At 63.9% G+C, this 11,679-nt stretch carries 15 protein-coding genes; 9 read left to right on the forward strand and 6 right to left on the reverse strand.

Going from position 1 to position 11,679, the window contains the following annotated elements; all coding sequences use genetic code 11:
- From infB to NU1_RS39600, 4 genes are all read left to right on the forward strand, one after another.
- A partial coding sequence (gene infB / locus NU1_RS39585; protein WP_067529642.1) for a translation initiation factor IF-2 occupies positions 1–2,119 on the forward strand: 2,119 nt, incomplete at its 5' end.
- A gap of 108 nt (positions 2,120–2,227) precedes the next feature.
- On the forward strand, positions 2,228–2,518 hold the full coding sequence (locus NU1_RS39590; protein ID WP_067529659.1) for a DUF503 domain-containing protein: 291 nt from the start codon (positions 2,228–2,230) through the stop codon (positions 2,516–2,518).
- A 24-nt stretch (positions 2,519–2,542) separates the two neighbouring features.
- Positions 2,543–2,992: a 30S ribosome-binding factor RbfA gene (gene rbfA, locus NU1_RS39595; RefSeq protein ID WP_067529645.1), complete on the forward strand. Its 450-nt coding sequence runs from the start codon at positions 2,543–2,545 to the stop codon at positions 2,990–2,992.
- 125 nt (positions 2,993–3,117) lie between these two features.
- Positions 3,118–4,143 (forward strand): DHH family phosphoesterase, encoded by a 1,026-nt coding sequence (locus NU1_RS39600; protein WP_067529662.1) that lies wholly within the window; start codon positions 3,118–3,120, stop codon positions 4,141–4,143.
- 272 nt (positions 4,144–4,415) lie between these two features.
- Here the strand turns inward: NU1_RS39600 and NU1_RS39605 are convergent, their stop codons facing one another.
- Both NU1_RS39605 and NU1_RS39610 read right to left on the reverse strand, forming a co-directional pair.
- On the reverse strand, positions 4,416–4,952 hold the full coding sequence (locus NU1_RS39605) for a DUF2269 domain-containing protein (protein ID WP_067529664.1): 537 nt from the start codon (positions 4,950–4,952) through the stop codon (positions 4,416–4,418).
- A gap of 8 nt (positions 4,953–4,960) precedes the next feature.
- Positions 4,961–5,155 carry a hypothetical protein gene (locus NU1_RS39610; protein ID WP_067529647.1) on the reverse strand — a complete coding sequence of 65 codons (195 nt, stop codon included), beginning with the start codon at positions 5,153–5,155 and terminating at the stop codon, positions 4,961–4,963.
- A gap of 120 nt (positions 5,156–5,275) precedes the next feature.
- Between NU1_RS39610 and NU1_RS39615 the strand changes: the two genes are divergently transcribed.
- The 4 genes from NU1_RS39615 (at position 5,276) to NU1_RS39630 (ending at position 8,061) form a co-directional block, all read left to right on the forward strand.
- On the forward strand, positions 5,276–5,914 hold the full coding sequence (locus tag NU1_RS39615; RefSeq protein ID WP_067529649.1) for a TetR/AcrR family transcriptional regulator: 639 nt from the start codon (positions 5,276–5,278) through the stop codon (positions 5,912–5,914).
- Positions 5,915–6,196: 282 nt separating this feature from the next.
- A complete protein-coding gene (locus NU1_RS39620; RefSeq protein ID WP_067529650.1) occupies positions 6,197–6,649 on the forward strand; it encodes a MarR family winged helix-turn-helix transcriptional regulator in 453 nt (150 codons plus the stop codon).
- Positions 6,639–7,166 carry an aspartate carbamoyltransferase gene (locus NU1_RS39625; protein ID WP_157553646.1) on the forward strand — a complete coding sequence of 176 codons (528 nt, stop codon included), beginning with the start codon at positions 6,639–6,641 and terminating at the stop codon, positions 7,164–7,166. Before NU1_RS39620 ends, NU1_RS39625 begins: the two co-directional genes overlap by 11 nt.
- A 439-nt stretch (positions 7,167–7,605) precedes the next feature.
- Positions 7,606–8,061, forward strand: coding sequence for a nitroreductase/quinone reductase family protein (locus NU1_RS39630; protein ID WP_067529651.1), 456 nt, complete (start codon positions 7,606–7,608; stop codon positions 8,059–8,061).
- A 193-nt stretch (positions 8,062–8,254) separates the two neighbouring features.
- Here NU1_RS39630 and NU1_RS39635 read toward each other — a convergent pair whose 3' ends face one another.
- A complete protein-coding gene (locus NU1_RS39635; protein WP_067529654.1) occupies positions 8,255–8,797 on the reverse strand; it encodes a dihydrofolate reductase family protein in 543 nt (180 codons plus the stop codon).
- A 108-nt stretch (positions 8,798–8,905) separates the two neighbouring features.
- Between NU1_RS39635 and NU1_RS39640 the strand changes: the two genes are divergently transcribed.
- The gene (locus tag NU1_RS39640) at positions 8,906–9,532 is read left to right on the forward strand and encodes a TetR/AcrR family transcriptional regulator (RefSeq protein WP_067529668.1); all 627 of its coding nucleotides are present in this window, start codon (positions 8,906–8,908) and stop codon (positions 9,530–9,532) included.
- A gap of 79 nt (positions 9,533–9,611) precedes the next feature.
- Here the strand turns inward: NU1_RS39640 and NU1_RS42085 are convergent, their stop codons facing one another.
- From NU1_RS42085 to NU1_RS39650, 3 genes are all read right to left on the reverse strand, one after another.
- Positions 9,612–9,761: a hypothetical protein gene (locus NU1_RS42085; RefSeq protein ID WP_157553648.1), complete on the reverse strand. Its 150-nt coding sequence runs from the start codon at positions 9,759–9,761 to the stop codon at positions 9,612–9,614.
- 217 nt (positions 9,762–9,978) lie between these two features.
- Positions 9,979–10,806 carry a class I SAM-dependent methyltransferase gene (locus NU1_RS39645; protein WP_067529656.1) on the reverse strand — a complete coding sequence of 276 codons (828 nt, stop codon included), beginning with the start codon at positions 10,804–10,806 and terminating at the stop codon, positions 9,979–9,981.
- Positions 10,806–11,679, reverse strand: an 874-nt coding sequence (locus NU1_RS39650; RefSeq protein ID WP_067529657.1) for a hypothetical protein, incomplete at its 5' end; no start/stop codon positions are given. The genes NU1_RS39650 and NU1_RS39645, both read right to left, overlap by 1 nt.

Here is an 11,679-nt window from a genome sequence, read left to right on the forward strand (position 1 = left end):
GGGTCGTCCCGGTGGCGGTCCCGGCGGTCGTCCCGGTGGTCCGGGCGGTCGTCCGGCCGGTGCCGGTGGCGGTGGCTACCGCGGTGGTCAGGGTGGCGGCGGTACCGGTGCTCCCGGTGCTCCCGGTGCCGGTGGCGCTGCGGCCGGTGGTTTTCGCGGTCGTCCCGGTGGCGGCGGTGGCCGTCCCGGTGCCCGTGGTGGCGCGGCCGGTGCGTTCGGTCGTCCCGGTGGCGCTCCGCGTCGTGGCCGTAAGTCGAAGCGGGCGAAACGCGCCGAGTACGAGTCGATGCAGGCTCCCGCCGTCGGCGGTGTGCGGCTGCCTCGCGGTGGCGGCGAGATCATCCGTCTCGCCCGTGGCGCATCGCTGTCCGACTTCGCCGAGAAGATCAACGCCAACCCGGCCTCGCTGGTCCAGGCGCTGTTCAACCTCGGTGAAATGGTCACCGCGACCCAGTCGGTGAGCGAGGAAACTCTCGTGCTGCTGGGCCAGGAGATGAACTACGTCGTGCACGTGGTCTCCCCGGAGGACGAGGACCGCGAGCTGCTCGAGAGCTTCGACCTCACCTACGGCGAGGACGAGGGCGACGAGGACGATCTGCAGATCCGTCCGCCGGTGGTGACCGTTATGGGTCACGTCGACCACGGTAAGACCCGACTGCTGGACACCATCCGTAAGGCCAATGTCCGTGAGGGCGAGGCCGGCGGTATCACCCAGCACATCGGTGCCTACCAGGTGCTGACCCACGTCAACGAGCTCGACCGCCTGATCACCTTTATCGATACCCCGGGTCACGAGGCGTTCACCGCCATGCGTGCCCGTGGTGCGAAGGCCACCGATATCGCGATCCTCGTGGTCGCGGCCGACGACGGCGTCATGCCGCAGACGGTGGAGGCCATCAACCACGCGCAGGCCGCGGATGTGCCGATCGTGGTGGCGGTCAACAAGATCGATAAGGAAGGCGCGAATCCGCAGAAGATTCGCCAGCAGCTGACCGAATACGGCCTGGTCGCCGAGGAGTACGGCGGCGAGACCATGTTCGTCGATATCTCCGCTCGCGAGAACATCAATATCGAGTCGTTGCTGGAAGCGGTCGTCCTGACCGCCGACGCCACCCTCGACCTGCGGGCGAACCCGGATATGGACGCACAGGGTGTGGCTATCGAAGCCCACCTCGACCGCGGTCGAGGTCCGGTCGCCACGGTGCTGGTGCAGCGCGGCACGCTGCGGGTCGGCGACTCGATCGTGGCGGGCGACGCCTACGGTCGTGTGCGCCGCATGGTCGACGAGCACGGCGAGGACGTCACCGAAGCGATGCCGTCGCGTCCGGTGCAGGTCATCGGCTTCACGTCGGTGCCCGGCGCGGGTGACAACCTCCTCGTTGTCGAGGAAGACCGCATCGCTCGGCAGATCGCCGACCGTCGCAACGCTCGCAAGCGCAATGCCCTGGCAGCGCGCAGCCGCAAGCGGATCTCCCTGGAAGATCTCGATGCCGCCCTGAAGGAGACTTCGGAGCTCAACCTGATCCTCAAGGGCGACAACTCCGGTACCGTCGAGGCCCTCGAAGAGGCGCTGCTCGGTATCGACGTGGGCGACGAGGTGCGACTGCGCGTCATCGACCGCGGTGTCGGTGGCGTCACCGAGACCAATGTCAACCTGGCCTCGGCCTCGAACGCGATCATTATCGGGTTCAATGTGCGCGCCGACGGCAAGGCGACCGCGCTGGCCAACCGCGAGGGTGTCGATATTCGGTACTACTCGGTCATCTACCAGGCGATCGACGAAATCGAGAAGGCCCTCAAGGGCATGCTCAAGCCGATCTACGAAGAGGTCGAGCTGGGTCGGGCGGAAATCCGTCAGATCTTCCGCTCCTCCAAGTTCGGCAATATCGCCGGTTGCTGGGTGACCCAGGGTCTGGTGAAGCGCAATGCCAAGGCGCGTCTGCTGCGCGACAATGTCGTGGTCGCCGAGACCATGACCATCTCGTCGCTGCGGCGTGAGAAGGACGACGCACCCGAGGTCCGCGAGGGCTTCGAATGCGGTATGACGGTCACCTTCAACGATATTCGTGAAGGCGACATCATCGAGGCCTACGAGCTGCGGGAAAAGCCGCGCGACTAGGTGAGTAGTACATGATCCCGCCGGGCCCGACGGCCCGGCGGGATCATGCCCATTCCTATCCGGGTAACTGACGCGCATTTCCCGGGGCGCGTTCATATGACTGAAAATCTGTTTTTCGGAGCGCTCGAGTTCGATATCTTGCTCGGTGATGTGCATTCACTGAAAGAGAAGCGCTCTGTCATCCGCCCGATCCTCGCCGACCTGAAACGGTTCGGCGTTAGTGTCACCGAGGGCGGGGAACACGACCGATATCGGCGTTCATTGCTCGGTGTGGCCATGGCCAGCTACGGCATGAATCACCTGACCGAAGTGTTGGACAAGTGTGAACGGCACGTCGCGAACCGTCCGGAGTTAGAGTTGCTGGCGGTACGCCGCCGCGTCTTCGGACCCGAAGACTGAAAGACGATTTAGGAGGAACGTCCCATGGTTGATCAAGCCAGGGCACGCCGACTCGCGAAGCGGATTTCCTCGATCGTGGCGACTGCCATCGATAGCGAGATCAAGGATCCGCGGCTGCGTTTCGTCACCATCACCGATACCAAGGTGACCGGTGATCTGCGAGAAGCCACCATTTACTACACCGTCATGGGGGAAACCCTCGACGTGGAACCGGATTACGCGGAAGCGTCGGCCGGACTCGAGAAGGCCAAGGGCATTCTGCGCTCCAAGGTCGGCGCGGGTACCGGGATCAAGTTCACCCCGTCGCTGACCTTCAAGCTCGACAAGGTCCCGACCGTGGCGAAGGAGATGGAGGAGCTGCTCGCCCGGGCTCGCGCCGCCGACGCCGAGGTCGCACAGGTGGCGGCCGGTGCCAAACACGCCGGTGACGCCGACCCGTACAAGTCCGACCGCGACGACGACGTCGAAGACTGAGCGGTGCGCGGCGTGGACCGGCAGAATCCGGGTCGACCAGTGACACCGGATCGGTCCACGCCGCGAGCGTGGTTGAGGGAGACAACGTGAGCGACGCGGGCACACGCACCGGCGCGAGTGCGGCGATGGACACCGGCGCGAGTGCGGCGGCCGACATCGACGCGAGTGCGCCGGTCGACTTGGCCGCGGCCGTCGAGGTCCTCGACGCTGCCCGGTCGGTCACTATCCTCTGCCACGTCCAGCCCGACGCCGACACCGTCGGCAGCGGTCTGGCGCTGGCCCAGGTCCTGCACCGCCGCGGTATCCCGGTCCGGGTGTCCTTCGCCGAACCCGCCGAACTCCCCGTCTCCATGCGTTCGCTGCCCGGCACCGAATTCCTGGTGCCCGCCGATCAGATTCCCCACGAAGTGGACGTTCTGGTGGCGGTCGATTGCGGTAGCGCCGGACGTCTGGGCGCCCTCCGCGACCGCCTCGACGGCGCCCGCATCAGCCTGGTCCTCGACCACCACCGCTCCAACACCCGCTTCGGCACCGTCAACGTCATCGACGAATCCGCCGAATCCACCGCCGGCCTGGTAGCCCGCGTCCTCGACGCCTGGGCCGAACCCATCGACCGCGGTATCGCGCACTGCCTGTTCGCCGGTCTGGTCACCGACACGGGATCCTTCAAATGGGCCCGCCCCGGCTCCCACGCCCTGGCCGAACGCCTCCTCGCCACCGGCATCGACGGTGCGGCCATCACCCGAACCCTGATGGACACCCACCCCTTCGGCTTCCTGCGCATGCTCGCCCGCGTCCTCGGTTCATCCGAACTGAACCGCGAGGCCGCCGCGGGAGCGGGCCTGGTCTACGCCTTCGTCCGCCGCGACGACACCATCGGAGTCCGCTCCGAGGAAGTCGAAAGCGTCATAGACGTCGTGCGCACCACCGCCGAAGCCGAAATCGCCGCCGTCTTCAAGGAAGCCCGCGGTACCACCAATCTGTGGACGGTGTCGTTGCGTTCGCGCGACCGCGCGGACGGCACGTTGGGTGTGGATGTGGCGCGGGTGGCCTCCGCTCTCGGTGGCGGCGGCCACCGATACGCCGCAGGTTACACCACATCCGGCGCTGCTGAACAGTTGGTCACAACTCTGCTGGCCGAACTCGGCTGACAGCCGGATACTTCGCCTAGCGCTTGTCCGAATCTTCTCTGGCGGAAATCCGCTGATCGCCGTGGATTTCACAAGTCCGATTCGTGCTTGATACCCACTGCCGATATGTCCGCTTCGCTGCGCTCAATGCGGCATTTGCGGATGTTCGGAGATGGCCCCCCACTGGGTCCTTCGCTGAATTCGGCACCATTCACGTTCGAGCAATGGCGCGAGAGCATCAACTGGCTTCCACCCAAGATTCGTACGCTGGCTCCGCCCCCGCCGAAGACGGATTAGACGCTGTCCAGCAGTGGTTCTCGGTGTTTTTCTCGCCGTTTGCGCTGTCCGTATCGGGTCATGCCCGCCGGTTTGTACACCGCCAGGACGGTGGCCGCGATCAGCAGGAACAGGGCCGCGAGGCAATGGCCGACGTTGGTCGGGGACCGCAACATCGCTAGATCGGCGTCGGTCCACGCGGGGCGAGAGGCGATCTCGATGAACGGTTTCAGGTCGATCTGGGTGTACAGCAGCAAGACCACGCTGGCGGTGAGGTTGAGGACGAGCTTGAACAACACCCAGTAGTGCCGGACCAAACCCCATGTCGTGCCGAGTGATTGGACGATTCCCGAGAGTAGCGACGCGAAGCTCAACGGGACGATCACCCACCATGCAAGGACCTGCATCGCGAGATAGTCCGCCCGCACGGTCTGTAGGTCTTGGCTTGTCATGCCCGAGATCGCCAGGGCGAGGAAGGCCAGGATCGCGCCGATCCAGCCGACGGAGAACATCACGTGTGCGGTGAGCGCGAGTTTGCGTGTGCTCTTGGACATGAGCATGGTCATTGCCCGGTGCTCGCGGGCAAGGTGTGGCTGCTGTGCATGTGGCGGCTGGGGCCGTGTTGCCCGCCGCCGAACAGTGCCATCGCCAGGAGCAGGACCGCGATCACCGCGACGACTACACCTGTCACTTTCACCCAACGCGGAGCCCGAGTCCACTTCTGGCCGTGTACATCCGGATCCTGCGATTCATCCATGTGTGCTGCTCCTGGTTCGGGCGGATATCCGCTTGCCTTCCGCGTCATGAATTTATCGAGACACGGTGTCTATAGTCAAGAGTAGATGTATTAACTATGGGCGTTATGTAGGATCTGGGGGTGCCCAAGTTGTGGAGTGAGACGATCGAGGCCCATCGCCGTGACGTGCGCGTCGCGATCCTCGATACCGCCGCGGCTTTGGTGTTCGAGCACGGATTGCGGGCGGTCACGATGTCGCAGATCGCCGAGCAAGCAGGCATCGGGCGAGCGACCCTGTACAAGTACTTCCCCGATGTCGATGCGATCCTGCATGCCTGGCATGCGCGCCAGATCGAGGCGCACCTACAGCAACTGACCCAGATGCGTGAGGGTGCCGGGGATCCCCGGCAGCGGCTGGTGGCCGTGTTGACCGGCTATGCCCACATCGCCCGGCACACCCGAGGTCACGATGCCGAACTCGGAAGATTCCTGCACCCGCACGCTCAGGTCAGCGATGCGCAGCACCAACTTCACGAGATGGTCCGAGCGTTGATCGCCGACGCCGCTGATTGTGGTGTCGTGCGCGAGGACATCGCACCCGAAGAGCTGGCCAGCTACTGCCTGCACGCTCTCACTGCGGCCGCCGACTCACCCTCGCCGACCGGACTCGAACGACTCGTCGGCCTCACCCTCTCTGCGATGACATCACCGCCACCGAGCGCACCCGCCAAGTCACACAAGCTCGGCACCAACACGCATGGGCATCACCCGCACGGTTGACACCTGCCTCGGACCCATTGCGCGAACATCGATTTCCGCGTGGTTCTCTCGGTGAATCTCGACACCGGTTCGGTTCGGAAGATGTTGGTACCGGGAAGTGTTGGCAGCACCTGACCGGTCGCGCAGGAACGCCCTGCGATCAATCCGCGACCGCCCGTAGGGGCTGACCCGTGCCGTCGATCAATCCAAGGCACAGCTGTACGCATCCGTTCGCCGCAACGCGTCATGGAACCGATGACTTAATGGTTGCACCGTCGAACCAATTGGTTGTATCGTCGAACTATGTCGAGCGAGTCGGTCCCGCGTCCAGAGGTGGATCGCCTACAAAACAGCATCGTCGCCTTCGTGCGAGCGTTCGGGTTGCACCAGCCCGACACGACGCCGTGCGGGCAAACCATCCCGATCTCCCAGGCGCACGCGCTGACCGAGCTGGCCGCGCGCCAGCCGATCAACCAGTCCGAGCTCGGCATGATCCTGCGACTGACCAAGAGCACGGTCAGCCGCATGGTCGGACTGATGGAACGCCGGGGGTGGGTGGAACGAGTCCGCGGTGGCGCAGCAGATGGCCGCATGGTCCTGCTGCGGCTCACCGACACCGGTGAACGCATGGCCGCGACTATCGCGGCCGCCCGGCGCGCGCGGATGGAGATCTTCCTGGACCGCATTCCGACCGCACAGCGAGACGCTGTGCTGCAAGCACTTTCGATTCTGACAGAGGCAGCAGATGATCACTGACAGCATGTCCCGCCGTACCCGCACCGTGGTGTTGACCCTGCTCGCACTACTCGTCGGCGTCGGCGGCCTGTGGTGGGCATCGGCGAGGGAGACCGCCCCGGTGGACATGGCTGACCGGCGGGCCGAAGTCGCCGAGCGCGGTGCCGCGGTCATGCCGTTCGACCTGACCAAGACCACGCACTCCTTCGTGCCCATTCCCGAGGGCGGACGGCAAACCGTTACCGCGAACGATCCCGCCGACGCCGAGCAGATCCGCCTGATCCGCGAGCACCTCACCGCCGAAGCCACCAAGTTCACGACGGGCGACTTCACCGATCCCGCAACGATTCACGGCGACCAGATGCCCGGGCTGGCCGAACTTCGGGCTGGTGCGAGCCGCTTCACCGTCCGATACGAGCAACTGCCCAACGGTGCGATCCTGCACTACAACTCGACCGAACCCGCCCTGGTCGACGCACTGCACCGATGGTTCGAAGCCCAATCCACCGATCACGGCACCGACCACCACGCGAACTGAGTCCTGGTCCGCCGAGTACTGATGAGCGAAGACCACGGCGACTCCACTTGCAAGGTGCAGAGAATCTGAAAACTGGTCCGCAGCAGACGAAGTCCGCCGCGCTGCGCTCTGCGCTGGCCTACTTGGACTCGGCGCGGTGACCGTCAATTCTTATGGGGCCGTTAGAGGATCTTGTTTCCGGCGGCGGTATCGGAACAACCGTAGTCAGGATCGCCCGATACTCGGCAGTTCAGGACGTTCCGCCAGCGTCGGATGGCCACGGGCAGTTGATCGTCCGCCCTCCTGCGCTGGCCGGTTCGGTCAGCGCGGTATGCGGCATACAGGGTGTTCTGGCTCGTGCCAGCTCCAGTCATTGACTCAGAGCGGCCACACATGATGCAGTCACGAAAGTTCACGAGGATGTCGACAGAAGATGCCGGCCAACTGAAGAGGAGAGGCCATGGGCGACAAGCAGAAGACCCCCGACTGGGTTGCGGAAAGCGGCGCATGGGTACTGGAAAACGGGCACCGAACCTTGTTGAAGCTGACCGGCGGTCGCTGGCCGCACAAGCTCGGCAGGATGCAGGCGTTGGAGCTGCACACGATCGGTCGCAAGACCGGTCAGCAGCGCTCCACGCTGTTGAGCTCGCCCATTCTCACTTCGGAGCGGATCGTCCTGATCGCCTCGCTCGGCGGCGCTTCGCACAACCCCGCCTGGTATCTGAATCTCGTTGCCCATCCCAATGTCGAGATCACCGTGCGCGGTGAGACAAAGCCGTACATCGCGCGCACCGCTTCCACGGAGGAGAAGGCCGAGCTCTGGCCCGAGATCACCCGCGGCTTCGGCAACCCGTACGACGGATACCAGCGCAGCACTTCGCGGGATATCCCGGTGGTTATCTGCGAGCCGGTCTGACAGCGGTTCGTTCACCCCGACGGGCGGTTCGGTCCTCCCGGTACACGGCTATAAGCGGATGTATTGCGCCACAGGATATCTCGCGCTGTCGACTGCGCACCCAGCGGCATTATCGCTCACTCGTTGCTGAACGGATCGATCATCCAGGAATCTGGTTCGAGCATCAGCGTGCGATCACAGAACCACAGTGAATCTATGCGAGAACGCGGTATCGAAGGTGTGTCTCGCTGGCGAATGCCGAAGTTTCGACACGCTCCAGCTTGATGCGCTTACTCAGACCGGTGAAGAGTGAGATCCCTTCTCCGAGCAGGATCGGCACGACGTGCAGCTGGATCTCATCGACAAGCCCGAGTTCGAGGCACTGCCTCGAGATGCTGCCGCCCAGCAGGCTGACCCACCTGTCCCGCGCCGCCCGTTTGGCGGATTCAACAGCTTGTGCGATGTCGTCGACGACGAATGTATATGTGACGCCGTCCTTTTCGATCGGCTCATGAGCGCTGTGGGTCATCAGGTACACCGGCACCCCGAGCGTGCCCCCGTAGGGAACTTCTCCGGCGTCTATGGTCTGCGCCCGGTTCGCGCCTCCGACGATGGCGCCGAGCTCTCGCGTAACCCTGCCGACCACGTCTTCGTCGCCGGGGGCCGACGGGAATCCATTCATCCAATCGACCCCTCCGTCCACGTCGGCCATGAACCCATCCAGGGTCACAGTCGCGTGAATGATCACTTTCGCCATTGCTACTCCTCGGGCACGTGAGAGGCGAGTCGTTCGACTCACCTCTCCGAGAGTAGCGATCGGTCAGTCATGAGTCAACCGACTCACCTTTACGTCATAATGGTTTGCATGCCACGCGAACCCTCTGCGTACCACCGACAAATCGCCGCCGACAACCGTGCGGCGATACTCGACGCGGCCACCAGGCTGTTCCTCGAACACGGCTACGACCGGACGTCATTGGCCCGGGTCGCCGACTACGCCGGCGTCTCGAAGGCGACGTTGTTCAAACAGTTCCCGACCAAGGCGGAGCTCTTCGAGGCAACGGTGCTCGCGGCGGGCGACTCGCCGGACTCCGAGCCGTTGGAGCCGCCGTCCGGCGATCTCCATGCGGGCCTGGTCAGTCTCGGAACGGCGTATGCGGAGCTGTTGTCCCGGCCCCGAATAGCGGACTTGATCCGGGCTGTGATCGCCGAGTCCGCAAGGTTCCCCGAACTGCGAAAGCGGACTTTCGATTTCGGCACGATGCCCGTACTCGCGGCGCTCAGGCGCTTCTTCCAGGCGGCGAACGCTGCGGGAACCGCAAATGTGAACGACCTCGACGTAGCAGCGGCGCAGTTCCTCGGCATGATCGCCACCGTCGTGTTCTGGCCCCGCCTCGTCCACGGCAACTGGTCGCTTACCAGCGAGGAAACGCGCCACACCATAGACGAAGCCGCTCGGACGATCGTCGCACGATACTCCGTAACCAAATGAACGCATGCAAGCCTGACAATCACTTACGGCCACACGGCGATGGCCACCGGGTAATCCGAGTCCACGCATCCAGGATGGCCTACCGATGCCCGGGCGCTCGCGGCCGGTCGTCCATGCCGTCGCCGGTGACCACCTCGTCCTCGATGCCGACCCCACCACGCTCCGTTTCCTCAACGGGCAGGTCGTGGTCTACGAAGCCGACACCCTCGACCATCACACCCAACGGCATCGAATACACCCAGCCCTGATCACGACGGGATCAGAACGCTCGAGGTGCCAGTTGTCGGGGCGTGCAACTGCATCTTGGAATGATTCGGCGGCAAGGGACAGCTCCTACGACAGCACGGCGATAGCACGCGGATCGTTGCCATCGCAACCAGTTAGCTGGTGTCAAAATTAGCCGCTCCCAACATCTTCCACCAAGAGGCGATGTCAGCTTTCACCGATCAACGGTGTCGTAGATGACCGATGTAGCCACTGGATCGAGTGGCGATCAGCGCTTCGATGGTGTGCGGTTCGGTCACCACACCGGTGGGATATCGGCTAAGCAGTGCTGTGCGTAGTTCGTCAGCGAACGCCGCACAACGTTCCTCAGAGCCGAATTGGGTTGGGTTGGAATAGGAGTAGGAGAACTGTAGTCCGACGATCGCGTCGACATCGCGTTCGAGGTTCCATTGCCACTGGAGGATTTCGACGTCATGGAACGGCGAACGAACCAGTACGTCGAAATGGGTTTCCTCGGTGCGCTGGTAGGTGCCGGATCCCGCGCGACGCCGTGGGCCAAGATACTTGGCTCGCAGGGAGGTGACCACGTCGTCCCATGGCGGGGCGGCCGCAGCATCGTGCAGTTCTCCGGTGACAACCACCACCGCGCCGTGTGGTCGGATCAGAGTGTCGAGGTTCGATAACAAGGCGGTGCGGTCGGTCCAATGGAACGACTTACCCATGATGACCGCGTCCAGTGGTGGCAGATTCAGTGAGTCGAGGTTGCTGGAGTCGCCACGCAGCCATTCGATGTTGTCTGTGTCGGCTGCGCTGCGCTTCCCCTCGGCCAACATGTCGTGGTCGGGGTCGACGGCGAATACGGTGGCGACCGCAGGGGCAAGGGGTATCGCGATCTGCCCCGTCCCGCAGCCGAGGTCGAGGACTTGTTGAGTGCCGTTCAATCCGAACCGTTTTCGAAGTTCGGTGAAGAACTGAGGTGGGTATCCGGGGCGGAATTTGGCGTAGTAGGGCGCGGCACCATGGAACAAATCGTCAGGCTTGTACGGCATCAGTCGGCGACACCTGCCGAGTTCGCGAGTGATCGAAGCGTGTTGCTCGCTCGGCGTTGCTGATCGGCGATTGCTCGCACGGTAGCCTTTACTGTCGGGTTGGCGCGGAAGTGCTCTGGCGCGAGCGCGCGGGACTCCAGCAGTGCTTCGATGGCAGCGTCCGGGTTACCTGCGAGCAGATGTGCTCGCGCGGTGTCGAGCCAGAAATAAGTTTGCCGTTCAGCGCCCACTGTCAGTGTGGTCTTCGGAAGCTGCGTGGTCTTGGCGATCTCAACCGCCCGCGCCGCGTCACCAAGATCTACCTCGGCACCAACCTGGTAGAAGCGCACGTTCGTCGTGCCTACCACCGTGTCGTACACAACGCCCTCGGGAACCCGTTCCGCCAGCCGAGCAGCTTCGTCGAGGTGCATTCGGGATGCGACGGCATCCGTCAGTGTCGCCGCAATGGCTCCTGCCTTCATATGCAGCGTGCTGTACACCGCCATCGCGGTCTGGTCAGACCCGATCAACGGTTCGATCTCGGCCATCGACCGGGTTAGCAATCGCATGGCCTGCCGAGTAGCGCCGATCCGCGCGAGTGTAGAGGCTTTCACGAAGTGTGCGCTGGCCAGGCGTAGGGGGTCGCCGGATTGCGTTGCCGCCCACTCCATCCGCTCGGTGGCGGTCATCGACAAATCGTTGTAGCCCAGCTTGTGAGACAGCGAGTTCGCTGCCCGGTAGGCGTCGGTGAGCATCGCGTACGCTGGCTCACCTTCCTCGCGGGCGGTTACCAGCAACCGGTCGACCAGATCGGGGAGCACTTCCGCGACCTTGCGATATTGGGTACCTCGCCGCCACTTCGCGACCTGCGAAACCAGCGGGCGGAGTTGATCT

The organism is Nocardia uniformis NBRC 13702, assembly GCF_001613345.1.
In the GTDB taxonomy this organism is placed as follows: Bacteria; Actinomycetota; Actinomycetes; order Mycobacteriales; family Mycobacteriaceae; genus Nocardia; species Nocardia uniformis.